Here is a 26,879-nt window from a genome sequence, read left to right as displayed (position 1 = left end):
CAACTGGAATGGGAAGGCCCTGACAGCAACGGCCAGCGCGAAGTCATCTCGGGCGATGCGTTCAGCCATGGCACCACGGATGATGGCCACGATGGGCACGACGAACCCGATACCGATGATGGCTCGCACGGTGATCATGGCGATGGAACCGATACCGGGGATAAAGGTGGCCATGATGGACACGATACCGGCGATCAGGGTACCGGTGGCCATTCAAGCATGCCTGGGTTGCTTGGCGCATATTTTGTCATGGGGTCAGGCATTTCCAGCCTGTCCCAGATAGATTTCGACGCCACACCCAACGAGACCGGCATGGTATCCGAGCTGGATACCTATCGCAGCAGCGGATCTTTGTGGGAGGGTGGCCCGTCGGATGATTTCGCGGCACGCTACACCGGCAATCTGAATGTTGCCGAGGCTGGCACCTACACGCTGTTTCTGACCTCGGATGATGGCTCGGCGCTTTATATCGATGGCCAGCCCGTCATCGATAATGACGGGCTGCATGCAGACCGGGAACAGCGCGTTACGCTGGATCTGTCTGCAGGCGCGCATGAGATCGAAATACAATATTTCGAAAGAGGTGGCAGATCGACCCTGCAACTGGAATGGGAAGGCCCTGACAGCAACGGCCAGCGCGAAGTCATCTCGGGCGATGCGTTCAGCCATGGCACCACGGATGATGGCCACGATGGGCACGACGAACCCGATACCGATGATGGCTCGCACGGTGATCATGGCGATGGAACCGATACCGGGGATAACGGTGGCCATGATGGACACGATACCGGCGATCAGGGTACCGGTGGCCATTCAAGCATGCCTGGGTTGCTTGGCGCATATTTTGTCATGGGGTCAGGCATTTCCAGCCTGTCCCAGATAGATTTCAACGCTACACCTGATGGCACCGGCATGGTGTCGGAATTGGATACCTATCGCAGCAACGGCTCGTTGTGGGAGGGCGGTCCGTCCGATGACTTCGCGGCGCGCTATACGGGTAATCTGAATGTCGCTGAGGCGGGTATTTATACATTGTACCTGACCTCGGACGATGGCTCGGCGCTTTATATTGACGGCCAGCCGGTGATCGACAATGATGGGTTGCACTGGTTCGAAGAGCAACGCGTCACGCTGGACCTGTCAGCAGGCACTCATGAAATTGAAGTGCGTTATTTCGAACGCGGTGGCGAGGCAACGCTGCAGTTGGAGTGGGAAGGCCCCGACAGCAACGGTCAGCGCGAGGTCATCTCGGGTGAGGCGTTCAGCCATGGTGACATGAGTGATGATCACAGCGGGCATGACACCGGGGATACCGATGGAGATAATGGACATGGAACCGGCGACCACGGATCCAACTCGGAAGAAATGCCGGGCCTGATCGGAGCATATTTTATTCTGGCGGCAGGTATCTCCAGCCTGTCCCAGATAGATTTTGACGCCACGCCGTATGGAACAGGCACAGCGACCGAACTCAATACCGTCCGCAGCGGCGGGTCTTTATGGGAGGGCGGTCCGTCAGACAATTTTGCAGTTCAGTACACGGGCAATCTGAATGTCGCGGAAGGTGGCACCTATACGCTGTATCTGACCTCGGATGATGGCTCGGCGCTTTATATTGATGGCCAGCCAGTGATCGACAATGACGGGCTGCATGCTACGGAAGAACAGAGCATCACGCTGGACCTTTCAACAGGCACTCATGAAATTGAAGTGCGTTATTTCGAAGCCGGTGGGGCCTCGACCCTGCAGTTGGAATGGGAAGGCCCCGACAGCAACGGCCAGCGTGAGCTTATTTCGGGCAACACGCTGACTCATAGTGCGTCAGGTGATCAAGATACCGACTATGGGAACGATGGGCATGATGGCCACGACACCGATGACGGGCAGGGCACCGGAGATAGCAGCGGACATGACGGTCATGATACTGATGACGGACAGGATCCTGGCGGGCATGATGGACACGATAGTGGCGACCATGGGGGACACAGTGACGGATACATCCCGCCGCCAACTGATCCAAGTGAAGTTGACGCATACGTAGCAGCAGTCAAGGCACTGCCAGACGCGCATGCCCATGGCGACAATGCTGGCATGTCCCAAGAACACATGCAGGTTCTGGATCTTGTGGACCGCGCCGAAGCCACTCATGTCGCAATTGGTGATGGTGACTGGTTTGATCCGGCCACATGGCACAACGGGATTATTCCGGAAGAGGGTGCCAAGGTTCTGATTCCCGAAGGCATATCTGTTCTGTATGACGAAGAAAGCGACGAGTCTTTGTTCTCTGTACGTGTGGACGGAGAGTTGGCCTTTGCCACGAATGTGAACAGCAAAATCTTGCTGGACACGATGGTTGTGTCCCCAACAGGGCGATTGGAAATCGGTACAGCGGACAACCCAGTTGAGGCCGGTGTAGATGTGCAGATTGTCATCGCCAACAACGGCGATATCAATACATCCTGGGATCCTTCACTGCTGTCGCGAGGCGTTATTTCGCACGGTGAAGTAGAGATTAACGGAGCCGAGAAAACAAGCTTCCTCAAAGTTTCTGACGCACCGATGGCTGGGGACACGCAGATCAGCCTGGCCGAAGTTCCAGAAGGCTGGGAGATCGGCGATACGATTGTGTTAAGCGGTACTCATAAGCAAGGGTGGTATTGGGACAACGACGTCCGTGCTACAATTTATCATGAAAGTGAAGACGAAGAGGTCGTCATTACGGCGATTGACGGCAACACCATTACCCTTGATCGCGCGCTACAATACGATCACGACACACCCCGAGATGATTTGTCCGCTTACGTCGCGAACATGTCTCGTAACATCACATTCTCCAGCGAAGACGGCGAGGGAACCGAGGTACATCACCGGGGACATGTGATGTTCATGCATTCGGATGATGTGGATGTACGCTATGCGGCCTTTGATGATCTGGGAAGGACTGACAAGTCGACACCGGCGGCGGATGTCGGCACTTTCAGCTCGATAGAGCCCGATAGCAATGTCAAGGGGCGCTACTCTTTCCACTTCCACAAAACCGGAACTGAAAATCAGGAAGATCCTGCCATAGCTATAGGCAACACAGTCAGCGGTTCACCTGGCTGGGGGTTTGTCCACCACTCAAGCCATGCCTATTTCACTGATAACGTCGCCTTCGATGTCTTTGGCGCGGCTTTCGCAGCCGAGGATGGCGACGAAACCGGAATCTGGTCACACAATATGGCGATCCGGTCTGAAGGTGTTGGCTGGGGTGACTGGGCCGTCAAAGAACAATCTGATCTTCCACGCCATGATAATGGGCGGACAGGGGACGGGTTCTTCTTTGCTGGTCGCTTGGTCGAAGCTTCGGATAATGTCGCAGTCAATACTACTCATGGCTATGTCTGGATGCACCGTTCCGCTCCAACCGACCCACTGAGTGCAAATCTAGATCAGCCCGAAATAGCTTATGGCTCAGGGAGTATACAGGTTGATCAAGCACCCATCCAAGGCTTTCATAACAACGAAGCTTTTGGAACGGAAGTTGGCTTGATTGTCGTAAAAGCCAATCCCAGCCAGGGGCATGATGTTCGCAGTGTTTTTGATGGGTTCCTGAATTGGGAAACATCCAGAGGTGTAGATCTGTCTTATACGGCGCATTACACTTTATTGGATGTAGATCTGGTAGGGGCTGCAGGGGCAGAAAAAGCGTTCAATCTTGGTGGTAATGCGTTTGATGTCATAGTGAACGGGCTGACGATTGATGGCTTCAATGAGGGAGTGAACCTTGAGCAGAGTTTCCACTTCGGTACGAATGGGGCGGATTATGCAGACGTCTTCATCGACGTGTCCATGCAGGATGTCGCAGTAGAATATGTAGGTTTTAATTCCGCCCGACACACGGTTATGTCATCCGATCAGCTAGTTGCCGACCGCTTGGGCTTTGTAATGCACGGTGACAACGTAATATCAGAGGGGGAAGCCCTGCGCCTTGACGGCATAAAAACCGATTCAATAGGCAGCCGTGATCGGCAGTTTGAGGGGGACAATCAGGTTCTTGAATGGCATCAGGATATCGCGGCCTATATTGCGAATGTAGGGTACTACAAAACTGAGAGCGGTGAGAATGTCATCATATTAGAGGACTTTGTCGCCGACCGCGCGACAGGAGAGCTTTATAAGCTCAGTCATGTCATTGAACTGGACATGACGGATACGCAAATTCAAAACTCGTGGTCAATCAATCACTGGGGAGGGGCTCAGTTTAATGGCACCATTACTTTCGATGGTATAGCGCCTGAAACACAGGATGACTCAGCAAGTACAGCCGCAGGGCAAGATATCCTGATAGATGTTCTGGCAAATGATAGTCACCTTGCAGGCGATACACTTCATGTTGACGGGCTCAGTACGACGCCCAATGGCAATATCTATGTGCAAGATGACGGGCAGGTTTTGTATCGCCCCAATCCAGATTTTGTTGGCACGGATACATTCTCCTATTGGGCCGCAGATGATGACGGACAATATTCAGAAGGGCTCGTGACGGTGGATGTATGGAGTTTGTAGTTCAGGCTTGAACTAAACATTGCAATTGAATCTGGCCGTTGTAATTGCCTGTTCTCATGCCTCAGAGGCGGGCGGCAGGGCATCGGTAAATCTAAAGGCTGCCCGCAGAGGTGCCCCAATGTTCGGTAGGAATGTTATCGGCCTCTAAACAAGCGTTGATTTCGTCCATCAAAGCGCTTCTGATGAAGCGAATTTCTGTTTCATTGGGTTCATACCGATCGGCGAAGCCGCCGCTTACCCAGCGCCGCACAACTGGTCGCATGCTCTTAGGTACCACCGACCGACCCAGAGCCATCAGGCTTTCGTTTTTCAGCAGGCCGACTGCCCCTGAGCGCGCGATAACACTACGCTGGTTGCGATGTTCCAATTGTTTATTCTCAGTGTTGTCGGTGCGGTCGATCCAATTTAATAGACGGCTACGTTCGCTGACCTCGCCTATTCGGTGAAAATCCAGTGTAAGAAGCCGGTTGCCAAACAACTCTCGGTATCGCGCAAGTTGCGTAGCGTAGCGTGACCGCTCTATATGTCGGAAAAGCGGATGCCAACCTTTGGATATTCTTTCTTCCTCGGCCTGGAGGGAATCCAGCAAGCTGCCACTCTGCCACCCTAGACGTAGGGTATGCTCGAATTCAGAGACAATGCGTTCAATGGGGTCACGCAACAAGGCAACAACCCAGACCTCCCCCACATCATCACGCTCGGCAAAACGGGCTATATTCTCGGCGGCCGCAGCGCAGGATAAGTTGTCTGTAGAAGCTTCGATCCGTAGGGCTGCCTCGGGCTTGTCTCTGAATTGAGTCTCAAAGGTTTCTGGATCTGACGGTATTGTGTCCATTATTTCCGTCCCAGGACCGCTCCATCTGTGATCTGCAAAATCTGTAAAATAGAGTGTCTCTTTGTGATTTGATAAAACTGCATAGGGCTGGTTTCCGAGCCATGAGGCGACGCTTGTGGTGCCGCATTTAGGCGCACCAATAAGCATCAGGTAATCTCTTTTATCCATTCAATATCCTCTCGGCGTATAAACTCTCAGAGTACACAGGCTGGTACAATCTAAAATACCAATGAGAAAGCTCGGACGGGGGTGTATTCTATTGTACTAACCAGTGGCCCAAATGTCTTATCAATGTGTTATAGGTGTTTCAAATTCGCGTTAGATAGCGGGCAGGAATATTTGCGGCACAGCATTCTAAAATCCCTGATCTGGTTTTCCTTTTATGTAGGCATGAGAACTTACAAGTTGACAAATGGTTTGGTGGTGCAGGAATAGGTGTGACATCACCTTTGAAATCACCGCCACCGCACAACGGAATGAGAAACTTGTAGTTATGGAAGTGGTACCTCTTGCTATTGCGGACTTAATGCTGATCACCCCTACGCGCTTTGGTGATCATCGCGGTTTTTTTGAGGAAACTTACAATTTTTGTAGTTTCGCCGACGAAGGAATTGATACGGTATTTGTTCAGGATAATCATTCGCTTTCAAGTGCTGTGGGGACGGTAAGGGGCCTGCATTTCCAGGCCCCCCCAAGAGCGCAAGCAAAGCTGGTACGCTGCGGGCGTGGACGATTTTTCGATGTTGCGGTGGATATCCGCAAGGGTTCACACACATTCGGGCAATGGGTGGGTAAGGAACTCAGTTCCGAAAACGGCCGGATGCTACTGGTTCCTGTAGGCTTCGCTCATGGCTTCATGACATTGGAACCTGATACAGAGATTATCTACAAATGTTCCGACACTTATGCACCGGAAACAGAAGGCGCCATTCGGTGGGATGATCCCGATATTGGAATTAATTGGCCGCTGGATCTGGCTGAGCCGCAATTGTCCGATAAAGATAAAACAGCTCCGTTTTTGCGAGACATAGAGACCCCGTTTACGATTGAGGACGCACAGTGAAAATTCTGGTGACAGGAGGCGCGGGTTTCATCGGCTCAGCCGTGATCCGTCGCGCAATTGCCGAAGGCCATGCGGTCGTCAATGTCGATGTCCTCACCTATGCGGCTTGTCTGGATAATGTAGCCTCGGTCGCGGATACACCGGGCTATGCTTTTGAACAGGCCGATATCCGGGACGCGGGCGCGATGGTTGCGATCCTCAACAAGCACCAGCCGGATGCAATCATGCACTTGGCCGCTGAAAGCCATGTCGACCGTTCGATCGATGGTCCTGCGGCCTTTATTGACACCAATGTGACCGGAACCTACGTTCTGCTGGACGCCGCACGCGCCTATTGGATCGATGCTAGACGCCCTGAGCACTTCCGCTTCCATCACATCTCGACCGATGAGGTCTTTGGGTCTTTGGGTGAGACCGGGTTTTTTACTGAAGACAGCCCCTACCAACCCAATTCGCCTTATTCGGCCTCAAAAGCGGGGTCGGATCATCTGGTCCGGGCCTGGCATGAAACCTACGGTCTGCCGGTGGTGATGACCAATTGCTCGAACAATTACGGCCCCTACCAATTTCCGGAAAAGCTGATCCCGGTGGTGATCTTGAATGCGCTGTCTGGCAAGCCCATCCCGATCTACGGGGCTGGCAACAACATCCGCGACTGGCTGCATGTCGAAGATCATGCCGAGGCGTTGCTGCTGGTGCTGGAACAGGGCGAGCTGGGCCGCAGCTACAATATCGGCGGTGAGAACGAGATGACCAATCTCGAACTGGTCAAAATGCTCTGCGCGATCCTCGACCGGTTGAAGCCGGGCAAAACGCCTTATGCGGATCTGATCACCTTTGTCACTGACCGCCCCGGCCATGACCGTCGCTATGCCATCGACCCGACCCGCATCCGGAACGAGCTGAACTGGCGCCCCTCTTACACGCCTGAAACCGGGCTGGAGCAGACGGTTCAGTGGTATTTGGACAATGGGGAATGGTTGGCCGCTCTGCAGCACCGCAGCGGTGTAGGCGAGCGGCTTGGGGTGGCCGGATGAAGGCTCTGGTCTTCGGCCATCTCGGGCAGGTCGCCACGGAACTGCGCCGGCGTGCATCGGCGCATGATATCACGGTCGAGGCGCTGGATCGCACCCAAGCGGACCTGTCCGATCCGCAGAGCTGTGCTGAAGCTATTCGCAACACGTATGCGGATGTGATCATCAATGCCGCGGCCTATACGGCGGTCGATAAAGCCGAGGATGAACCCGAGCTGGCCCGGATGATCAATGGAGATACGCCGGGTGTCATGGCGCGTGCTGCGGCAGACCGTGATTTGCCCTTCCTGCATATCTCGACCGACTATGTTTTTGACGGGGCAGGAGATGCCGCCCAGACCCCGCAGGATGAGACCAGTCCACTGGGCGTTTATGGCCAGAGCAAGCTGGAGGGAGAGCAACAGATCGCCCAAGCAGGGGGATGGCATGTGATCCTGCGGACAAGCTGGGTGTTTTCAGCCCACGGTCATAACTTTGTCAAAACCATTCTGCGGTTGGCTGAGGCCCGAGACAGCCTGACCATCGTGGCCGACCAGATCGGTGGACCGACCCCGGCCGCCGATATCGCCGAGACGCTGCTGACCATTGCCAAGGCCAGAGGGCATGTTGAAGGCGGGCTGTTTCACTATTCCGGGGCACCCAATGTCAGTTGGGCCGATTTCGCGCGCGAAATTGTCTCGCAGGCGGGTCTGGCCACTGAGATCACCGATATTCCAACAACAGATTACCCGACCCGGGCCCCCAGACCGTTGAATTCGCGGCTGGAGTGTTCGCGGCTTAGTGAGATTTACGGGCTTGGGCAGCCTGACTGGAAAGCGGGCCTGGCGCAGGTGCTGGCCGAACTGAAGGTCACCGATAGCCCTGCTTTGAAAGGATAGATCATGCAACGCAAAGGTATCATTCTGGCTGGTGGCTCGGGAACTCGGCTGTATCCGATCACCATGGCGGTCTCAAAACAGCTGCTGCCGATCTATGACAAGCCGATGATCTTCTACCCTCTGAGCGTGCTCATGCTGTCGCATATCCGTGAGATCGCGATCATCACGACGCCAGAGGATCAGGAACAGTTCCAGCGTCTGTTGGGCGATGGCAGCCAATACGGCCTGTCGTTGACCTGGATCACTCAGCCGTCGCCGGATGGTCTAGCGCAGGCCTACACACTGGCCGAGGATTTTCTGGCCAGTGCCCCGTCCGCGATGATCCTGGGAGACAATATCTTTTTCGGCCACGGTCTTCCGGACCTATTGCGTGCTGCAGATGCGCAAGAGAGCGGCGGAACTGTCTTCGCCTATCGTGTAGCCGATCCCGAACGCTACGGCGTGGTCGATTTCGAAGGACAGAAAGTACGCGGCATCATCGAGAAACCGAAAGTACCGCCCTCAAACTATGCGGTGACCGGCCTCTATTTCCTCGACGGTGACGCCCCGGCGCGCGCCCGTCAGGTCCAGCCGTCCGAGCGCGGCGAGTTGGAGATCACGTCATTACTTGAGATGTATCTGAACGAAGGTCTGCTGAACGTTCAGACCATGGGCCGCGGCTTTGCCTGGTTGGATACTGGCACGCATGGGTCGCTATTGGATGCAGGGAATTTTGTGCGCACCCTGACGGATCGACAGGGCATGCAGACCGGAAGCCTGGATGAGATTGCTTGGGTCAACGGCTGGATTGATGATACAGCGCTGGAAGAGCGCGCCCGACTGTTCGCCAAGTCCACATATGGTGAGTATTTGAAACTTTTGCTGAGCTGAATGATGGGCCCTTTACGAGAGCGCTACGCGTAAGTGTTCTTTGAGATTTCAAAATACAAGAAATTGAGTCTATCGCCACACTCCTATAGCTTGGAAACATGATATAGCCGCTGTTTTTCAAACGGGGCTTTGGAATAGTTTCTTTTATGCGTGCTTTAATCTGGCGGATCGTTTCCGCGTCGCTGGTGGACTACAATTAGGGCACCCCTGAACGTGCGTAATTCCGAGCGACCTCCCAGGCTATGGCCTTAAAATATAGAGCCTGTGCCCGGCTGAGCGTATCTTCCGGCACTGCAAATCGGTTTGGAAGTTCCCGGGGGTTGCGATGGTAGATCACAGCGTAGACAAGGCACGTCATGGCATAACTGCCGATATCGTTGAGATGAATATCATCTTTGAAAATATCACTCATGCTATTGAGGCCTGGTGCATTTCCCGCTTGGATATCATCGTATATACGCATCATCAGTCTGTGACCCGGGATCATGTAAATAGCAGGCATGTCTGATGGACGGATCACATTGGCATGATCTTGCATTTGTTCCCATTTCCTGCCTTCTGCTTCCAGGCGTTTACGGAACGAGTTCCGGCTCTCTCCACCAGACGTGCTCCCGTCTGGGTTTTCCAAGCCGATCCAGGTGCTATAAAGCATAACCTCGGCGCCGTGCCCGCGATTGCCCTGAGCCCAGCTGTGTTTGACCCATCTTTCTATTAAATCCAGCGTGTTTCTCCGGAAATCCTCGGGATCAGAACGCAACGGTACGGCTTCGGTTGTCACGAGGAGTTCATAATCGCCGATATCGACCCTAGCATCTGGCTGCCCGTATCCGGCTTGATGCGACCACCGCCAATGCAATGGAGATCCGGGGATGGTGGATTTGCTAATGGTGTTGTGTGGGTCGGACTTACTTCGAAATCCGGTCGCCAGTGTTAAACGGCCTGGCCAGGGATGTGCGAGGTACGTATCTGACAGGCTATGCCCACTGTGAATCTGCTTAACGGAAAGACGGCTTGGCTGCCGCGGAGGTAGGTTCATGTCTTCTTCGGCAAGTACCGGATTCGAAGACAATAAGCCGCCAATAAGCAGCAATATTAATGATAAACAATAAATGTGATGCATATCTTTTTCTTCTCACCTTGTCGCTTCAGCTTAGAAGCCTAAGAACGTATCTTTTAAGTAACTCAGCTATAAGATTCCTCTCTGGGTCTATCGCAGTATCCGGTTCACCTCTCTCTAGGTGTGCGTTGGTACAATACAGCTTTTTCCTCAGCCGGTCTTTGTTCGTTTTGATGCGCAACAGGCATTCTGATGTCTTTCTTCAACGCAAAACCTGCCAAGGCTCCTGCTATAATCCATGTGACCGATGTAAGTGTCGCATTGGGCAACAAATCGATCAGGCTTACGGTCAATATCAAATACAAGCCTGATGTTACCACAGTGAGATCTCTTCGCCTTGCAGGTCGACCGAGTATGAATACAGGGAGGGTCAAAAGGCCAAATCGCGCGATATATCCGATCCAACCAAAAGAGCTCATGGCAATAATCCAAGTACCATCTAGGATGCTCAGCACTTCCCCTGTTTCTGAATTATATATTTCAGCCCGTCCCCAGCCGCCCCAACCGAACATGGGTTTCAAGTTTGTTTTCTCTAGAATCTGGTCTTCATTTTCTATTCTTGTGGTAAAAGACGCCGCGCGTTGCGGATTGATACTTTCGGCCAGATTCACAACTTCTTGAACCGGGATAAGATCTGCACCGCGCAACATCGGATAAAGTAACACAATTCCTGCCACACACATCGCAACAAGCATTTGGCTAGTAATTCTCATAAACAAAATTGCTGGTACGAACAGAAGCGTGAGAGCAAACGCCCCAAGGGATTTTGTGAGGAACAAGGTGGTCAGCAGCCAGAACCCGGCTATAACAAGCCAAGCTTGGGGTCGCGGACTAGACTTTGACTTAAGTAAAGTCACGGCTGAGAGAATAGTAAGCGCAAAAAAAATGCTGACCCAGAGGCCATGCTGCAGAAACACGATGGGTCGATATCCATCACCACGAATATGTTGCAGGAACGAATGTGGGAAGAACCCATAAATCCAAGCATTCAACTGGGGGCTCATACGCACTTCGAAAAGGGCCGGAAGACTATAACATAAACCGGAAACAACAAGTATTTTTAGTAATATGCGATGATCGGATTCGGATGATAGATATTTCCACCCCAGCATAAATGGGAGGATGGCAATAAGCTCCGTGAGTATAATTGAAAAGGCATCATAAATGCGCATGCCAGGTCGATAGACAACTCCATATATGACCGGCTCGCTATTGGTGACGACTGTCATGAAGGCTGATCCAATCAATACGGCAATCAGAAATAAGTAGGCCCCTTTTTTCTTTCTGGACTTGTGTGGCTCGGACGCTTCGCGCTTTTCAGTTGAAGTAGTATTGAAGACTCGTGTTCTGTTTGCTCGGGTGACGATGCACATGAAGGCAGCGCTTAGCGCTGGAATGGAATGTTTGTCGAGGACTGGAAGCAGCGGGAGATCAAAACCCGCTTGCTGCGGCAAGATCAGATATCCCCCGACAATAGATATGATTAAAGCATGTGTGCGAGGCAGGGTTCGAAACAGTACGAACGTGACCAGTGGCCACGAGAACAATACAAAATATGCGAATGCATTTGGCATATGCGTTTATATGCGTCCCGACATGGATGATTGATAGGGCTGGCGCGTTATTTTCATATACGCATTTTCTTGAATATCGCTTCGGGAATATTACGAATGATCCCCATGATAAGGGCCCAGACAGGCCGAACATAGATCACATTGCGCTTTTTCAAAATGGCGCGATCAATTGCTGCGGCGACCTCGTCGGGTTGTGCCGTCAGCTTATCGGGAAGATCCATACCTTCTGTCATTTTGGTTGCCACAAATCCTGGCAGCACGCTGACAACATTTACTCCCCTGGACGATAGCCGATTGCGTAAGCCAGACAGAAAAGCGGTGAAGCCAGCTTTGGCGGATCCGTAGATGTAGTTGCTGGCGCGTCCCCGTTCGCCTGCGACAGAGCTGATGCCCACTAATGTACCTGATCCACGCTCTTCGAAAGCATTCGCCAGCAGAGAAAGGATGTGGGCCGGGCCCTCGTAATTGGACTGCATGACCCGACGGGCAGATTGTAGGTTCTGTTCATCATCGGTCTGATTGCCCAAAAGGCCGATGGCGCAAATGGCAATGCCCGGTAGCTCGGGCAGTTCCGCAACAAACGGCGCATGACTTTCGAAATTCAGCACATCGAGTTCCTGCAGGCTGACTGGAACCTGATAACGAACTTCCAGATCGGTTTTGGTGGCTTCAAGCTTCTCCCTATCCCTCGCAGCCAATTGCAGGGGGTGTCCCTTAGCCGCAAATACATGGGCCGTCGCAATCGCGATATCCGAGGTTGCGCCCAATATGAGTACAGCGGCTTTGCTCAAAGTTCCAACCTTTCAGATTGTGATGATGTGAAGTGTTCGCCCGGCCCCTTTAATCGCATGCCCTGAAAAGCCCGGATACGGGTTTCATCAGACTGCAGAAAATTAGGGGCACTAATATGGCTGTCTTTTGCCAGATAAATCCTGCCACCATGTGTGACCGTTATGTGTTCCAGCTTTGTCAGCAGTTGATCCGTTTCTGCAGAACGGGGGAAATCCAGAGCCAGTGTGTATCCTTCCATCGGGAATGAAAACCGGCTGTCTTGTGGTCCAAAGCGTTTCAGGACCGCCAGAAAGGACCCGCGCCCGCTTGCGGATATTTCTTCCAGAAGGCGTTTTATACCATCTCGTGACTGCGCCAGCGGCAAGACACATTGAAATTGGTTGAACCCCTTACGCCCATAGAGGCGGTTCCAATTTAAAACCGCATCCAGAGGATAGAAGTAACTAGCCCAGTTGATAAATTCCGTGCCCTCTTTGCGGGCGTTTCCGTGATAGTAAGCCGAATTGAACAGGCGCATACTGAAGCGGTTCAGGCAAAATCGCGGGGCATTGAAAGGCACGTTCAACTTGCTTTTGCCTGGTAGCGGGAAAATGGTTTTTCGTTTACTTTCGGACAGTTCAGCACGGTCTGCATGCTCGCCCAGCATAACAATAGAACGCCCCAATGCAGGGCCGGAGCTCAGGCAATCAATCCAAGCGACGGAGTAGGTCGCATCAAGGGTTTCTTCGAATAAATCAATAGCACCGTCGAGGTTCGGTGCCGCATACGTTTCTTGCCGGATCCAGCCGGTTTCAACTGGTTTCAGACGAAATGCAACGCGCAGGATGATGCCTGTCAAACCCATGCCACCTATGGTCCACTCGAAAAGCTCGGCATGCTCCTCGCGTGAACAGCGGCGAACCGCGCCGGTTGCATCGACCAAGTCGATCCAGTCGACAAAAGCCCCGAAAGAGCCATGCTTGTGGTGGTTTTTGCCATGGACGTCTGCGGCGACCATCCCCCCGATGGTCACAAACCGTGTGCCGGGTGTCACAGCCGGAAACCAGCCTCGCGGAAGAAAGCACTGGATCACATCATCAAGCAGTACACCGGCTTCCGTCACCAGCTGACCTGATTCTGAATTGAAGTCCAGCATATGGCTAAAGTGGCGCATCTGGATCGTGTTGTGCGTGTTCAATGCACTGTCACCATAAGCCCGGCCATTACCTCGGGCGATCCCGGGCGCGCGTTCTATCATAGCGCGCAGTGCGTCCAGATCGCGAGGTGCCTGCGTCATGCATTCGAGTATGGGATGTCGTCCCCAGCCTGAGAGCTTCACAGAGATGCCCTCTCGTGGAATGTTGCATGGGGGAATACAAAGATACAATCCAGTCGAAACTTCACAAAATAACCAATCGCCAGTCCGATAACCGCACCGATCTCACGCATCAGATGAGTTTCCCAAATCCACCAAAAGCTGACCTCCACGCCCCAGAATATGGCTGTCGTCACAACCCCGGTCAGGGTGTAGAGCATGAATTTTCGGCTGTTTTGGGACAAATCCTTTTCCAGATCATAGAAGATCCAGCGTTTATCCAGAATGTATTTCACCACCAGCCCGACGGCGGTTCCGAAAATGATCGCCAGAAGCAGGCTGAGCTCGTGCTTGGTTACAGCAAGAACCAAGCGCTGCGCGCCCAGATTTGCCGCCGTGGCCATAATCGCGAAGAAGCAATAACGCAGTGCAATGGTACGAATGCTCATAGCAAAGCCCCACCAAACGCCAGGGCCGCAATTAGGACAAAGCAGATCAAGCTGATGCGGTCACGGGCCGCGAAGACGATCGGATCATCATGCATGTGGCCACGGTGTGTTAAAATAATAATACGGCTGATCCAGTAGAGCAAAACCGGGCCAGCCCCCCAGATTATTAGAGGCTGGGAATAGAGATCCTGAATGCTGGGTGAATTAATATACAGCGCCAGAACCAGTACCGACAGATAGCCAGACGCAGTCGCCATCATTGTGATCAACGGTAGATCATCGACCTGATACCCACGGCCGGATGCCCCCAGTTTTCCGCGCGACGCACTGTCGACCAGCTCAGCCTGACGTTTCACAGCTGCAAGCGCAAAGAAGAAAAAGATTGAGAAGGCCAGCAGCCAGACAGAAAGAGTAATCTGTGTTGCAATGCCCCCGGCAATAATACGGATCGTATAGAGCCCCGCCAATGTGCAGATATCAATGATAAGTTTACGTTTCAGGGAAAAGGAATAGGCGACAGTAACGATGTAATACACCGCCATAATCGCAACAAATGCCCAACTGACCATGCTGGCGATTGCAAACCCCAAAAGGATCAGACCGGAGGCCATCCAACTGCCGTGAGAGACTGGAATGGCTCCCGAAGCAAACGGGCGGTTTTTCTTACGGGGATGAGCCCGGTCGGCTGACAGGTCGGCTAGATCATTTACAACATAGACGCTTGAAGCAATGAAACTGAAAGCGATGAAAGCCAACAAGCTTTGCCAGGCGGTCTCGGCATCAATTTGATGTGCCGCCAGCATGGGCAAAAAGACCAGTATGTTCTTGAGCCACTGATGCGGCCGCAGGGCTTTCAGATAGGGCATCTTTGAGCTCTTTGGTAAGGACAGGTGCTCATGCTCGCATTCCAGGCCCTCAACACGTTTGCGCAGATGTTTCGAAGCATTTACAGTCACCGCCTTGCTGGCCTTTTCCCAAACGGCAATATCGGCCGTGCTGTCACCAATATAGACATATCCTTGCGCTCCAAAATTCTGCTCCAGAAAGGCTGATTTATTCTCCCCTTTCAGATTGACGCTTTCATCTGTTCCTTGAACTTCGTCAAAAATGCCAAGGTACGCTGAAATTTTTTGGGCGATCTCATGATCCGAGGCGGTCACCAGGGCCGTTAGCCCTCCGGCCTCACGCCATGCTGTCACATAATCGACAACCTCCTGATTGAACGGCAGCGTTTCAATATCGACCTGGCTGGATTGACACAGGAACCGCTTCAATGCGGCGCGGCCACGCAGAAGAACCGGGATAGTCCGAAATGGCGTAAGCCAATGGCGCGAGAAAGCATCCCAGAATGTTTCATACAGCATGTCCGAGGCAATCAGCGTCCCGTCCAGATCAACTACCAGTACAGGTGATTTCAGTTCAGAAATGTCATTCATGATCGATTGCCTTCAAGAATTCCCAATTACTCTGGCACATTTCTTCCAGCCCGTAATGTGTTTCAAACCCCAATAGGTCTCGGGCCCGTGTCGTAGCAGCACAGGAGATGGCAGCATCACCGGCGCGCGCCTCGGTGATTTCATAGGGAATGGTTTGGCCAGAGGCCTTCTCATAGGCGTGAAGGACGTCCAGCACGCTTTGACCGGAACCGGTTCCTAGGTTGACACAATGCCCAATGCCGTCTTTGAAAAGAGCATTCAGTGACAGGACATGTCCTTGGGCCAGGTCCTCGACATGGATATAATCTCGAATACCGGTGCCGTCGGGCGTTGGGTATGTGCCGCCAAATATCTGCAACCTGTCAAGTTTGCCCGTCGCGACCCGACTAATAACTGGTACGAGGTTGGTCGGGGGCTGGCGAGGGTCTTCACCAATCAAGCCCGAGGGGTGCGCTCCGACCGGATTGAAGTAGCGCAAAACGCCGGTGACGAAATCTGGATGGGCCCGACCGAGCGCTTGCAGGGCTTCTTCTCCGAACAATTTGGTGCGGGCATAGGTGTTTTCCGGGGCTGCGGGGCACTCTTCCGGGGTGGGTACCTGTGCGGGGTTGCCGTAAATGGCTGCGCTCGACGAAAAGACAATCTTGCTCACCCCATGGGTGCGCATGGCCTGGGCGACATTCAAAAGCCCGGTACAGTTTGATTGGTAATATCCCAGGGGATCCACTTCGCTTTCTGGAACACTTTTGCGCGCGGCAAAATGGACAACAGCATCGAAATCTTGCTTATGAAACCCTGCCTGCAGAGCATCGGCGTCCCGGATATCACAGTCCAGCACCGGAACCGGCTTGCCGGTGATCTGTTCAAGCCGTTCGGGCACTTCCCTTTGTGCATTCTCGAAATTGTCGAGGATCGTGACCCGATAACCGGCTTCCGTCAGAGCGACGTAGGTATGTGATCCGATGAAGCCCGCCCCGCCTGTGAGTAGGATATGTTGCGCCATAGCCGTTATCTTCCTCGTGTCCACTCTGTGCCGCCTGGTTGCAAACGGACCATCAGATGCACCAGAACATAAATCACAAAACCAATTGGTTTTTGCAGAGCCAGCCTCAGGAGCGCAGGTGCGGTCAACCGGGCCTTGTCATCGTTTTGAATGAGATCAGGAAAGAGGCGCTTCACTTCTTCGACGCCGGCATCCTGGCGTCTGCGTACCCGGATCAGATTGCGCAGCCCTTCGACCATGGGCCAATGGTAGCAGGCAGGTACCTCAATACGTTCAGCCGGGCTGAAGTTCAGCCGCACAAAAGTGTCATCCGAAATGATGTCAGGGAATTCCTCCCACCGTGCCCTGCCCGTGGCATTGACCGCAAAAAGCCCCGCTCCTACGGCTCCGGCTTGTACGAACGGAAGACATATCCAGAGGTCGGCATAGCGCCGTGTAACCCAGCTGCGGGCGCGGCTGACCCGCAGAGTCCCCGTGGCGTAGACTGCGTTTGAGGGCGAAAGGGCCTTGCGCAACTGTCCGATGAGGCCCGGATCGCAAATTACATCGGCATCCAGATAAATTCGCGCGCCACCAACGAACCGGCCTGCAAGCACATCTGCCTCATTGAAAGCGTTTAGCTTCCCCGGGGTTGGAATGTCCAAAAGCTCCAGTTGCCAGTTGCGCTCAGTAAATCGAGACTGATTACCAAGAACTAGCGGCCCAGTTTGATCAGTGCAGGCATTGGCGGCAACAATGACATGAACCGGACCGGCACTTTCATCCTGAAGTAAAAGCGCATTCAGGCAGGCGCCAATATAGCCCTCTTCATTATGCGCCGCGATGATGATGCAAAGCGGTGTTAGAGCACTGTCCTCCGCTGGAGATAGATCAGACACTGGCTCATCTAAAACACGCATTTACATCATCATAAAAAAAATTGCCTGAAACATCGGTGCTGTGATGCCAGAGTTTCCCTTACTTGCAAAGCACTATGGACAATGAAAGGGCACTCACGCATCAAGGAAAAGATCAAGTTTCTAATTCTGTCACTGGCAGCCTGTATGAATGAAACAGCAATGAGCAAGACAGATATCCGGCATACGGCCAAAGTTCTGGATCTTGTAAACTTCCCTGATCGCGCCGGATTGTTCAAAAGCATCCAGGAGCACTGGCGGCAAGGGCAAGGGTTTGCACTCGCGACATTGAACCTTGACCACATTGTGAAGATGCGTAGCAACCCCGATTTCTTCCAATCTTATAAAGCGCATAGCCATATTGTGGCGGATGGAAACCCGATCGTGTGGCTTTCACGGATGGCCGGGCGCGAGGTTGATCTTATGCCGGGGTCCGAGTTGATAGAGCCTCTGGCCGAAATGGCCGCCCGAGATAATGTGCCAGTGGCGTTTTTGGGAGCCACACCTGAAACGCTCGATCAGGCGGCACGGAAATTGGCCACCAAATACCCAGGATTGCGGGTGGTCGAAAAGATTGCACCGCCTTTTGGGTTTGATCCCCAAGGAGCAGATGCTGTTTCCTATCTTGAGACAATTCGACAATCTGGAGCACAACTGTGCTTTCTGGCACTGGGGGCGCCCAAGCAGGAACAATTGGCGATTGAAGGGCGCAAGCACGCCCCTGGCTGCGGATTTGTCTCAATCGGTGCGGGGCTTGATTTCATTGCGGGGCATCAAACCCGCGCGCCCAAGTGGGTACGAGCGCTGGCGCTTGAATGGGTGTGGCGCATGTTGAGTAATCCCAAGCGACTGGCTGGGCGCTATTGGAGGTGTATCCTGATCATGCCGGGGTTGGTGCGTGAGGCTCGGATGGCAGGTCGGAACCAATGATCTCTTTTAAGAGTTTCAATATTCCGAAGCCTTGTATCAGAAGGCACAGACGTCAACATCGTTGGCCTGCTTTCATAATTGGGATGTCCTTGATTTTTTCGGACTCAAAAGGTTGGGCAGCCGAGTTGCAGCTTAAGCCGGATGATCTTATTCAAATTGGTGTTTTTGGTTGGACGGCACCTGAACTGTCTGTACCGGATCCCGATCCGGATGCTCCGGTTGTAAGTCCTGAAGCAACAGATAATGCAGCCGTGCTGCTGCGCAGGTTAGCCGCACGCGGGCAAGCAGCGGGACTGCAAGGCGTCATTTATGACAACCGTGATCGGGAACATTCGCAGCTGCCTGCAGATCTATTCCCAGCCCTGACGCATTTGCGCTATGGGCCCGAATTGCAAGCAGCCAATGTTGATCTGGGCTTGGGTGGAGTATTGCTTTTGCCCCTGCCGGTGCTGGGGAATTCCTCGGCCGCGGTGACCGATGGACCGACACCACGCAGCCTGCCTCGACTGGCTATGACCACAGATTTTGGACCTGCACGCGCCTTTCGCACCTATGCGACCAATCACCTGTATGTTTACCCTGAACACCGGGACCACGATGATCAGGATCTTTTCCCTGCCAACTGGCCTTACATGGTTATCTCGCAAGGTTCATCAGGTTCTGACCAAGCCTTTTTAAGGGCGTTGGCGCTGACGCTCGCCGCGTTTGCTCCCGAAACCCGCGAAAAGCTTGAAGAAGAGAAGCTGATTGCTCCAACTTTGCAAATGATCCTGCGACGCACGCAAAAAGGGCTCTATGGCTCTGACACCTATCTCGGGGCGGCAGCACATCCCAGTGCTTTTGACGAGGCGCAGTTATCGCCCGCGCGGATGGTGTCCTTTGCTGCGGCTATACAGCCGGAAGACATCCCGCCAATGGTCCGCTTGCGGGTATTGGGAGAAGATTTTGGCATTTCAGCAGGCCTTGCCGGGCGCTCAGAGCGTCTGTTTACCACGCCCTCAGCTATCGCAAGATTGTGGCGCGGCCCTGAATATAAAAAACAAATCACGCTTTCCGCTTCAGAAACCAGGGATCCGAACGGGCGGCCACTCAGCTTTCACTGGGTCTTGTTGCGCGGAGACCCTGAGAAGGTCACGATCACGCCTCAAGGTGAAGTAAAGGACCGCGCGGATATTACCATCGCCTGGCATGATCCTTATCCGATCGACACACGCCACATTCGGCAAACATCCCGTATCGATATTGCCGTGATTGCCTGGAACGGCGTACATTACAGCGCACCGGCTATTCTCTCCGTCTATTTCCCTTCCCATCAAGCTCGATCTTACTCTCCCGACAGCAACGGGCAGATACGGCTGTCTCGGATCGACTACGACGCAATCGGTCGAGGAGTACAATATGATCCGCTACTCTACTGGTCTGCACCTTGGCGTGATGAAACAGAGCATAATGGCGGCGGAAGCTCAGAGAATTGGCGGCGACACATGTCCGATGATCAGGCTATGGCGTTGCAGGGGAGCGACTTTACGCTCGAAGGACAGGCAATCACTTATATATTGGATGAAAATGTCTGGCAGCCGTCTTTAACCATGTCGATTGAATAGACACCAGAGCTACGTTTGCTTTGAAGCCCGTAATCTATGCCAAGATGATAAAAGGTAGCGTATAAGAGTAACCAACCCAACGATCGGCGTTCCCGAAATCAATGCCTCAATCAGGCATCGTGGTGCCTCGGGTGTCTTGTGGCAAAAAAGGAATGTATCTGCGCTTTGCAGATGTTCCAGTACAGCCACACGATCACTGATAAATCCGGTAAAGTGCAAACGTTCCTGCAATCCGGCACGAGCGCTTCGATCTTTCATTGCAGCAAGTTCAGGTCCATCACCCAGCCAGGTGGCTTGGAAGTCAACTCTAGCCGCTCGGAGGTTTTCCAAAACTGTAATCCAGTCTTACGGACCCTTCATCGTGGTAGCACGTCCAGTGTAGACGATCTTGGTCGGCGGGTTTGACGTAGCCGCAGTTTTGGAAGTTAGCGCGTCAGAAGAAATCTGCTCTGACTTATCAACATTTACATAATAGACCATTTGCGGCTGACTACAGTATGGCGCATATGCTTCATAGGTGTCCCGGCCTTGAAACATCCCCAGAGAGGCTCGACGTATTATATAACGCTCCAACCACGCCATAGGTCGGTGATAGAGCCGAGCTTGTACACGTTGGCGCCACGGACCACTATCCGCAGTCCGGCGAACTACTTCGGATTGCACCCAGTCTGTCCAGACTCCATAAGGCCGCTTCAATCTATGGGCCTGAAAACAAGACACTGATCCCCAGTCGCCAAATGTCTGACGTCAGCGCCAATGGGACAGTTTAGGTCGATTTGATAAGAGAGGGTTTCTGGCTCATCGTAACCGCCAAGGAGTGGAGATGAGAACGAAACCCGGAACCAAGCAGAGCCATGGTGAGAAAGTTGTAAAAGACATCCGCCGCGCCACGCGCAAGCAATATTCAGCGGAAGAGAAGATCAGGATGACGGACGGCCTATTCTCTATCAGCGCCGTCCAGCTACAAGCATGGTGATCTCTGTGCTGGGAGGCAAGATCGACAATATTTATGATTTATTCACGCTTGTACGAAAGACCGACCCGGCATGGGCATTGGCAGATGACACACACCTTGTTGGACGTGGTCATAGGAATTGAGATCACGCCATAATCATGGACGAACGGTTCATCATACATCTATTCGATGTAGCGTGATCTAAGCACACACCCCGCTCGGCCATGACCTCTTCAAGATGTTTAGTGTTTTCTCTGTAAAACCCCCAGATTTTCCTCAGTATCTTCAACGAGCACATCGAAGGCAACTGAGAATGATGATCCTCTTTCTTCGGCGTAGGTGACCCACTTCGTGATTCCAGACCAATCAGCCAGATATTCAACCCGGCTTGCGGTAACATAATCCAGCACATCACCGGCTTCGTGAAGCGCGCGCAATGCTTCCGGATTCACCTTACCATCCAGGTTGATTGTCCGGTCATGCCAATACCCCAGCGTTCCGGTCTGCACTGCGCCAACCCAAGTTTCTTCCGGAACATTCTCCTGGATCCAGTTTACAACCTGAAAATGCCCCTGCTGTTTTGCGTCAGGCAGCAATAGGCGTCCAAGCAGAGCAACACATAAGAGCAAGGAGAGAGATGCCGCAGCGGGCAGAACCCGCGCCGCATAATGAGGCAATAACCGGTGTATCAGATGCAACCCCGAGACTAATACGGAAATGATCAGCAAAGGGGCCACCGGCGCCATGTATCGGCTCATGAAGTGTGGGGCACCAAAAAAGAGACCGTAGTATACACTCAAAAACAGCCCGTACATCACATAAGCCAGAACGACAAAACGCACCGACTCGCCTGCACGCCAAATCAGAGCCAAAGAATAGATCACGAAAAACAAAACGAGTCCGGAAAAAATTGTAATTGACACGAAGTGTTCTTCCCAAGCTGTCGGGACCGGCAGCATCGGAAGAGCGTGCTCAAATAATTTGGCAGGCAGCAGGGAAATGTTGTTCCCTAAACTTGCTCCCAGTGATTGGGATTGCCCGCTGATAGGCATAATCGATCCAAAGTTGAGATAGTTGTTTATGAGCCAGGGAGACGCAACGACAATCGAAATAATGCCCGGCAAGAACAGCTTCCAAACAGCCTTGAGAAACGATGCCCGCAGCACTTGAAGTTCATAAACCAGCCAGACTATGAAAACTGCTGTAAGTAAAAAGACGGCGTCAACGCGCGCCAGAAACGCAATACCACAAATGACACCAAAGATAATACGCTGCAGAACGGTACTGGATTCCCCCTGTTGCAGTATTTTTCCGAACAGCAGCAAGACAGATAGAACCATCAGCGTATAAAGGCCGGTCTCAAGCGCATTCATTGAATGCAGCAAAAGCAGGGGGCCGACGAACCAGAGGGCAGCAGCCGTCCACGACCAGACGCTGCTTGCATTCTGGGATCGCATCACTTCTTGTGAAAAGCGCTGCATGGCAAAGATGGCTGTTACAGAAATTACCGTGGAGATGAGCAGGATTCCGGCCAAACTCGACGACTTTGCGCCCTCAGTCAAAATATAAGGGATGGTAAAAATATATGTTGCCAACGGCTGAACCCCATTTGTGGGTATGGTGCCTTCTGACACGCTCATCCCAAGACCCAATGCCATATTGCGGGCCACTGTGAGCATGAGATATCCGTCTTCGGTGATGAAGAACTGGGATAAATCCGGTTCACCGGTAAAAATTGGGAATAGCCGGTATGCAATGCCAAAAGCAAATGACAGAGCAACTAGAAGTAGCAGCGCTTTCTGAAAAAAGTTCAACATTTAACCTTTCTGAAGTCTGGCCGCCGATTGTCTACACAAGCTGAAACAGTGATGAGCAGGCGGGATAACGCAAAACAACATAATAGCGAGCAGCAGTAAATGAACGCATGAAACAGCCCAAGAAAATTGTATGTCTGCGGGCTTTTTGATATCATCTTCTGAACAATCTTAGGGCGAATGTGAAATTGGTTTTCTTGAATTACGCCTGTAAGGCAGACAGCCTGCTCTGGTCTCATTAGTGAGTATTCGCCCTCAGGACACACCCAAAGCTATAACCATTTTCAACAAGCCCCCCAACATCATCGCTATTTGTCTCTTCCGGAATGACAATTTCGGGCCCCTCGACCCCACGGTCCCGCACCAAATACGCCAGAGAATAGCCCTCGGAATCATAAGCTGACTTGTTCATGCCATAAGCAAGCGACCCGTCTTTGAAAACATGTGAGCATATTAAATCCGGCTTTAGGCTAAAAACATAATCAGGGTCAAATTTACTGTGCCCCGGAATGAATAGCTTGGGTTCAACAAACGCAATATGCCGATCATTCAGCCCAAGCATGTCTATAGTTTTCAATCCGCTAAAGAATGCTGGCTTTCCAGCTGTCCCGGTCGCAAGTGTAGCTTTGGGGTGGTTCTCTGCCAGGAATTCTCCCAACGCTACAGCCCTGTCATATTTGGGGTATGTATAGGTGTACTGTAGCCTGGGGTCGAAAACAAATGCCGAGAGTTGCTGCAGGCATATAACGGCAGTTATCAAATTTATTGATAGATTGTGGACCTGGATAGCTCTCCAAAGCGCAATCAACCCCATGGGCAGCAGGATCAGAAGAAATCTCTCACGATATATATCCCCGCCTATGACTAGATAATATGTCAACAACCCACACCCGCAAAACACTTCATAGTCGATAGACTTTAAGTCATATTTCTTCCCATACATGCCTCTGGAAAACCAACTGCATACCGCAAGCAGAATTCCCATAAGAGGAAAAAGATAGCCATCCTTCAAAGAAATGCTCCAAAGCAGTTTGGCCCCAAAAATTAGCCTGTCTGTTAAAGCACCGGACACTTTAACATAATAAGGAAGGGGCATGTACAACTGATAATAGGAGTGCCGCAGGGCCATTATAGCGAGAAACGTAACAATACACGTTCCGACAACATAAATAGCAGCAGACCTTCTCCTCTGAATCAGGAGATATAGGGCGCTTAATACTGGGAAAACAAAACCATCCGTCCGAAGCAGAACCAACACAATGCTGGCGATCAAGACCACGGCAAAATATCGTTTTTCGGACGTATCCAAATAGGTCAACAAACACACCCACAATGATACCTGCGCAAAAAACACCCAAGCCGTTTCCAACCCAGACGTCCCATGTATCCAAAGGGTCGGTGAAAGAGCCAGGAGTAGAATAGTGGGAAGTATAAGTTCTTGATTTATCTTAAGATATGGGTGACGAGATACCAAGCCCAAGCCACAAGCGACCACCAGAGCCCCTGCAAAAGCCATCACTGGATATACGGAGCCTTTGCTTACAACAAGAAAGGCCAATGCGCTTATCAAAACATAGAGAGGGTTCGAGTATCCTTCGACTGGGGGAGCGTCCGTCATATTATAGCTCAGGACACCATGAGCTATCAAATTTTCCGCATATCTAAAGCTGATGAAAGCATCGTCATTCCCAACCGAGAAGCTGCTCTGGCCCCAAAAATAGTACCCAAAAAGATACTGCGCAGCGCAGAATAAGAGGTAAACTGTTAGGCAAAAATAAACACGCATTCATATACTCACTGGTTAATCTGTTTTGGTAATGTCACTAAATACAGAGATATCCAGCTTAGACAGGAAACGCAGGATCAAAGATACCCCTGTTGAACAACACATCTGACGGATTTTACACTCAAAGCCATGATAAACAAAATTTCTGTTGCAGATGCAAAGAGCCGAAATTGGGATGTCATCGTTGCTGGCAGCAGCTTCGCCGCTATGTTCTTTTTATATGGGTTACCCAAAACACTCTCTGTGCTGATTGTCGAGAAAGGCCAGGTGGTCCCTCATAAAGAATTCATAGCAGAGACAGAAAAATTCTCTGAAAAATTTTCGCAACACAACAGTTCTGAAAAAGTCAAACCTTGGGTTGCACGCACCGTGTTTGGGGGTAACTCAAATTGCTGGTGGGGTCAGGCACCACGATTTCATCCTGATGATTTCAAAACAAGAAGTCTTTTCGGGCAAGCCGAGGACTGGTTGCTAGGCTATGATGAACTCGAGCCATTTTACAATGAAGTCGAATACGTAATGGATATCGCGGGCGCAGAGGCCAGACATATTCTACCGCGCAGTCGCCCTTTCCCTTATCCGGCGCATGCATCGTCCCGATCAGATATTTTTTTACAGCAGAAAGATCCGCTTTGGGTGCCTGTGGCAACAGCACGAAGTAACGGTGGCGACCGCCCACAATGCTGTGCCAATGGAATTTGCCACGGATGCCCGATCGACGCAAAATTTACAATTCAGAATGGAATTAGGCATTTCGAACGAGACAATGCTTACCTTCTCACGGGGCACGAAGTTCGGGCGTTGCAAACAGAGGCTGGCATTGGGAAGGCCGCTCTAATCGAAGGCGCTACAGGTCAGCACGAAATCCGGTCAGACCTTATAGCTCTGGGCACCAATGCTATTTCGAACGCGGCAATCCTTCTTAGAAGCGGTTTCACCTCACCGGCGCTGGGACGGTATTTGAACGAGCAGGTGAGTCGTCAAATCCAGATCGATACCCCAATCAAGAACTTTTTCGGAGGAAGTTCCATTACAGGGCATGGCTACCATTTTTATCATGATTTTGACCGGTCCGAGCGCGCGGCTATCTTAATTGAAAACGTAAATGTTCCCGCAGCGGTTCGCCCCGAGAAAGGCCTCTGGACAGAGCGTCTCACATTAAGGCTCGTTGCTGAAGACATCCCACAGGCAGACAATCGGGTATCCCTTGTGGATGATGAAGTTCACATTGAATGGGTTGGTCATTCGGACTACAGCTACGCAGGGATATCCTATGCTTTGAAAAACCTTAACCGTATAATCCCCGCAGAGATCGAACGTACTGTCGATCTGGGAGAGATTCCGACAGAAGCGCATATTTTAGGAACCACTAGAATGGGCACGGACGCGCAAACCAGTGTTGTGGACAGAGAACTCAAAACCCATGAGATATCAAATGTTCTGAGTTTGGGGGCAGGAGCATTTCCGTCTTGTTCTCCCGCGAACCCGACACTGACCTTGTCTGCCTTATCCCTACTAGCGGCAAGGTCAGTCTAATGATCACACGGCGTAGTATTCTTCTCTCTGGAGCCGCCCTCGGTGGATTGGCAGCATTTTCCCTGACAACCGGATTAGGCGATTGGGTATATGCTCAAATATCCGAGGATTTTAGCCCGGATATAGCCAAAGCTGCGCAGCGGGAGGGCTTTATAACTGATTACCTCCATTTTCTCAAAAAAACAAAGAGCAGGGATTACAGTCTGGCAACAGTCTATTTTAGAATCAAACCCCAGCCCATCACTCTTGTTCCAAAGCCTGAACAAGACATCAAACGACATATGACAGGAGTTCTTCTGAGATCCACCAATGTCATCAGAGTTCTAGAGGTTGGAGAAGATTTTTTCTACGCGGGAATTTTTGTTCCTGAAGAAAACGCGTGCGCCAATCAATTAAGTAGCCACTATCTGTAATATGTCCGGCGGCAGGCTGGTTTGTTGATGGTGGCGCGGCGTCTATCACGCA

General features: G+C 52.0%; 23 protein-coding genes. 10 read left to right on the top strand and 13 right to left on the bottom strand.

Annotated elements, in window-relative coordinates:
* On the bottom strand, nt 1–213 hold a 213-nt coding region (locus tag ACXAH8_RS21325), incomplete at its 3' end, for a hypothetical protein (RefSeq protein WP_475220559.1).
* A 6-nt stretch (nt 214–219) separates the two neighbouring features.
* Between ACXAH8_RS21325 and ACXAH8_RS21320 the strand changes: the two genes are divergently transcribed.
* Nucleotides 220–4,548 carry a PA14 domain-containing protein gene (locus ACXAH8_RS21320; RefSeq protein ID WP_475220558.1) on the top strand — a complete coding sequence of 1,443 codons (4,329 nt, stop codon included), beginning with the start codon at nt 220–222 and terminating at the stop codon, nt 4,546–4,548.
* A gap of 91 nt (nt 4,549–4,639) precedes the next feature.
* Here ACXAH8_RS21320 and ACXAH8_RS21315 read toward each other — a convergent pair whose 3' ends face one another.
* Nucleotides 4,640–5,551: a hypothetical protein gene (locus ACXAH8_RS21315; protein ID WP_475220557.1), complete on the bottom strand. Its 912-nt coding sequence runs from the start codon at nt 5,549–5,551 to the stop codon at nt 4,640–4,642.
* 325 nt (nt 5,552–5,876) lie between these two features.
* Between ACXAH8_RS21315 and rfbC the strand changes: the two genes are divergently transcribed.
* From rfbC to rfbA, 4 genes are read left to right on the top strand one after another with little or no spacing between them, the layout of a single operon-like run.
* Nucleotides 5,877–6,446, top strand: coding sequence for a dTDP-4-dehydrorhamnose 3,5-epimerase (rfbC, locus tag ACXAH8_RS21310; protein ID WP_475220556.1), 570 nt, complete (start codon nt 5,877–5,879; stop codon nt 6,444–6,446).
* Nucleotides 6,443–7,483 carry a dTDP-glucose 4,6-dehydratase gene (gene rfbB, locus ACXAH8_RS21305; RefSeq protein WP_475220555.1) on the top strand — a complete coding sequence of 347 codons (1,041 nt, stop codon included), beginning with the start codon at nt 6,443–6,445 and terminating at the stop codon, nt 7,481–7,483. The genes rfbC and rfbB overlap by 4 nt, the downstream gene beginning before the upstream one ends.
* Complete coding sequence (rfbD, locus tag ACXAH8_RS21300) at nt 7,480–8,358, top strand: dTDP-4-dehydrorhamnose reductase (RefSeq protein ID WP_475220554.1); 879 nt, start codon at nt 7,480–7,482, stop codon at nt 8,356–8,358. Before rfbB ends, rfbD begins: the two co-directional genes overlap by 4 nt.
* 3 nt (nt 8,359–8,361) lie before the next feature.
* The gene (gene rfbA, locus ACXAH8_RS21295; protein ID WP_475220553.1) at nt 8,362–9,228 is read left to right on the top strand and encodes a glucose-1-phosphate thymidylyltransferase RfbA; all 867 of its coding nucleotides are present in this window, start codon (nt 8,362–8,364) and stop codon (nt 9,226–9,228) included.
* A 196-nt stretch (nt 9,229–9,424) separates the two neighbouring features.
* On the opposite strand, the gene ACXAH8_RS21290 is transcribed toward rfbA, so the two are convergent.
* From ACXAH8_RS21290 to ACXAH8_RS21255, 8 genes are all read right to left on the bottom strand, one after another.
* Nucleotides 9,425–10,348 (bottom strand): hypothetical protein, encoded by a 924-nt coding sequence (locus ACXAH8_RS21290; protein WP_475220552.1) that lies wholly within the window; start codon nt 10,346–10,348, stop codon nt 9,425–9,427.
* A 104-nt stretch (nt 10,349–10,452) separates the two neighbouring features.
* Nucleotides 10,453–11,799 (bottom strand): hypothetical protein, encoded by a 1,347-nt coding sequence (locus ACXAH8_RS21285; RefSeq protein WP_475220551.1) that lies wholly within the window; start codon nt 11,797–11,799, stop codon nt 10,453–10,455.
* Nucleotides 11,800–11,972: 173 nt separating this feature from the next.
* Nucleotides 11,973–12,710 carry an SDR family oxidoreductase gene (locus tag ACXAH8_RS21280; protein WP_475220550.1) on the bottom strand — a complete coding sequence of 246 codons (738 nt, stop codon included), beginning with the start codon at nt 12,708–12,710 and terminating at the stop codon, nt 11,973–11,975.
* Nucleotides 12,707–13,987, bottom strand: coding sequence for an FAD-binding oxidoreductase (locus ACXAH8_RS21275; protein ID WP_475220549.1), 1,281 nt, complete (start codon nt 13,985–13,987; stop codon nt 12,707–12,709). The genes ACXAH8_RS21280 and ACXAH8_RS21275 overlap by 4 nt, the downstream gene beginning before the upstream one ends.
* A 38-nt stretch (nt 13,988–14,025) precedes the next feature.
* Nucleotides 14,026–14,454 carry a GtrA family protein gene (locus ACXAH8_RS21270; protein WP_475220548.1) on the bottom strand — a complete coding sequence of 143 codons (429 nt, stop codon included), beginning with the start codon at nt 14,452–14,454 and terminating at the stop codon, nt 14,026–14,028.
* Entirely contained in the window at nt 14,451–15,890 is a 1,440-nt protein-coding gene (locus ACXAH8_RS21265; protein ID WP_475220547.1) for a UbiA family prenyltransferase, read from the bottom strand. The genes ACXAH8_RS21270 and ACXAH8_RS21265 overlap by 4 nt, the downstream gene beginning before the upstream one ends.
* Nucleotides 15,883–16,893, bottom strand: coding sequence for a UDP-glucose 4-epimerase GalE (gene galE, locus ACXAH8_RS21260; RefSeq protein ID WP_475220546.1), 1,011 nt, complete (start codon nt 16,891–16,893; stop codon nt 15,883–15,885). Before galE ends, ACXAH8_RS21265 begins: the two co-directional genes overlap by 8 nt.
* A gap of 5 nt (nt 16,894–16,898) precedes the next feature.
* A complete protein-coding gene (locus tag ACXAH8_RS21255) occupies nt 16,899–17,771 on the bottom strand; it encodes a glycosyltransferase family 2 protein (RefSeq protein ID WP_475220545.1) in 873 nt (290 codons plus the stop codon).
* 180 nt (nt 17,772–17,951) lie between these two features.
* On the opposite strand from ACXAH8_RS21255, the gene ACXAH8_RS21250 reads away from it, so the two are divergent.
* Nucleotides 17,952–18,719 carry a WecB/TagA/CpsF family glycosyltransferase gene (locus tag ACXAH8_RS21250; RefSeq protein WP_475220544.1) on the top strand — a complete coding sequence of 256 codons (768 nt, stop codon included), beginning with the start codon at nt 17,952–17,954 and terminating at the stop codon, nt 18,717–18,719.
* Between the two features lie 83 nt (nt 18,720–18,802).
* Nucleotides 18,803–20,323, top strand: a complete 1,521-nt coding sequence (locus ACXAH8_RS21245) for a hypothetical protein (RefSeq protein WP_475220543.1) — start codon at nt 18,803–18,805, stop codon at nt 20,321–20,323.
* Nucleotides 20,324–20,332: 9 nt separating this feature from the next.
* Here the strand turns inward: ACXAH8_RS21245 and ACXAH8_RS21240 are convergent, their stop codons facing one another.
* Nucleotides 20,333–20,653 (bottom strand): glycosyltransferase, encoded by a 321-nt coding sequence (locus ACXAH8_RS21240; RefSeq protein ID WP_475220542.1) that lies wholly within the window; start codon nt 20,651–20,653, stop codon nt 20,333–20,335.
* A gap of 493 nt (nt 20,654–21,146) precedes the next feature.
* On the opposite strand from ACXAH8_RS21240, the gene ACXAH8_RS21235 reads away from it, so the two are divergent.
* Nucleotides 21,147–21,299 carry a hypothetical protein gene (locus ACXAH8_RS21235; RefSeq protein WP_475220560.1) on the top strand — a complete coding sequence of 51 codons (153 nt, stop codon included), beginning with the start codon at nt 21,147–21,149 and terminating at the stop codon, nt 21,297–21,299.
* A gap of 221 nt (nt 21,300–21,520) precedes the next feature.
* Here ACXAH8_RS21235 and ACXAH8_RS21230 read toward each other — a convergent pair whose 3' ends face one another.
* Together ACXAH8_RS21230 and ACXAH8_RS21225 are read right to left on the bottom strand one after the other, a co-directional pair.
* Nucleotides 21,521–23,095: a hypothetical protein gene (locus ACXAH8_RS21230; protein ID WP_475220541.1), complete on the bottom strand. Its 1,575-nt coding sequence runs from the start codon at nt 23,093–23,095 to the stop codon at nt 21,521–21,523.
* Nucleotides 23,096–23,330: 235 nt separating this feature from the next.
* Nucleotides 23,331–24,878, bottom strand: a complete 1,548-nt coding sequence (locus tag ACXAH8_RS21225; RefSeq protein ID WP_475220540.1) for a hypothetical protein — start codon at nt 24,876–24,878, stop codon at nt 23,331–23,333.
* A gap of 129 nt (nt 24,879–25,007) precedes the next feature.
* Between ACXAH8_RS21225 and ACXAH8_RS21220 the strand changes: the two genes are divergently transcribed.
* Both ACXAH8_RS21220 and ACXAH8_RS21215 read left to right on the top strand, forming a co-directional pair.
* A complete protein-coding gene (locus tag ACXAH8_RS21220) occupies nt 25,008–26,414 on the top strand; it encodes a GMC oxidoreductase (protein WP_475220539.1) in 1,407 nt (468 codons plus the stop codon).
* Nucleotides 26,414–26,827 carry a hypothetical protein gene (locus ACXAH8_RS21215; RefSeq protein WP_475220538.1) on the top strand — a complete coding sequence of 138 codons (414 nt, stop codon included), beginning with the start codon at nt 26,414–26,416 and terminating at the stop codon, nt 26,825–26,827. The genes ACXAH8_RS21220 and ACXAH8_RS21215 overlap by 1 nt, the downstream gene beginning before the upstream one ends.
* The last annotated feature ends 52 nt before the right edge of the window (nt 26,828–26,879 follow it).

It is taken from the genome of Ruegeria sp. ABV3_008 (assembly GCF_056161185.1).
Note: the sequence above shows the minus strand (reverse complement) of the source record. Positions and strands in the feature narration are given on the sequence as shown.

Bases quoted from the DNA above. Each gene is read 5' to 3' on its own strand.
- ACXAH8_RS21245 (WP_475220543.1), top strand. From the start codon at position 18,803: ATGTCCTTGATTTTTTCGGACTCAAAAGGTTGGGCAGCCGAGTTGCAG.
- ACXAH8_RS21230 (WP_475220541.1), bottom strand. From the start codon at position 23,095: ATGTTGAACTTTTTTCAGAAAGCGCTGCTACTTCTAGTTGCTCTGTCA.
- ACXAH8_RS21220 (WP_475220539.1), top strand. From the start codon at position 25,008: ATGATAAACAAAATTTCTGTTGCAGATGCAAAGAGCCGAAATTGGGAT.
- rfbA (WP_475220553.1), top strand. From the start codon at position 8,362: ATGCAACGCAAAGGTATCATTCTGGCTGGTGGCTCGGGAACTCGGCTG.
- ACXAH8_RS21290 (WP_475220552.1), bottom strand. From the start codon at position 10,348: ATGCATCACATTTATTGTTTATCATTAATATTGCTGCTTATTGGCGGC.
- galE (WP_475220546.1), bottom strand. From the start codon at position 16,893: ATGGCGCAACATATCCTACTCACAGGCGGGGCGGGCTTCATCGGATCA.
- ACXAH8_RS21225 (WP_475220540.1), bottom strand. From the start codon at position 24,878: ATGCGTGTTTATTTTTGCCTAACAGTTTACCTCTTATTCTGCGCTGCG.
- ACXAH8_RS21235 (WP_475220560.1), top strand. From the start codon at position 21,147: ATGAGAACGAAACCCGGAACCAAGCAGAGCCATGGTGAGAAAGTTGTA.
- ACXAH8_RS21315 (WP_475220557.1), bottom strand. From the start codon at position 5,551: ATGGATAAAAGAGATTACCTGATGCTTATTGGTGCGCCTAAATGCGGC.
- ACXAH8_RS21215 (WP_475220538.1), top strand. From the start codon at position 26,414: ATGATCACACGGCGTAGTATTCTTCTCTCTGGAGCCGCCCTCGGTGGA.
- ACXAH8_RS21270 (WP_475220548.1), bottom strand. From the start codon at position 14,454: ATGAGCATTCGTACCATTGCACTGCGTTATTGCTTCTTCGCGATTATG.
- ACXAH8_RS21250 (WP_475220544.1), top strand. From the start codon at position 17,952: ATGAGCAAGACAGATATCCGGCATACGGCCAAAGTTCTGGATCTTGTA.
- ACXAH8_RS21265 (WP_475220547.1), bottom strand. From the start codon at position 15,890: ATGAATGACATTTCTGAACTGAAATCACCTGTACTGGTAGTTGATCTG.
- rfbD (WP_475220554.1), top strand. From the start codon at position 7,480: ATGAAGGCTCTGGTCTTCGGCCATCTCGGGCAGGTCGCCACGGAACTG.
- ACXAH8_RS21275 (WP_475220549.1), bottom strand. From the start codon at position 13,987: ATGACGCAGGCACCTCGCGATCTGGACGCACTGCGCGCTATGATAGAA.
- rfbC (WP_475220556.1), top strand. From the start codon at position 5,877: ATGGAAGTGGTACCTCTTGCTATTGCGGACTTAATGCTGATCACCCCT.
- ACXAH8_RS21320 (WP_475220558.1), top strand. From the start codon at position 220: ATGCCTGGGTTGCTTGGCGCATATTTTGTCATGGGGTCAGGCATTTCC.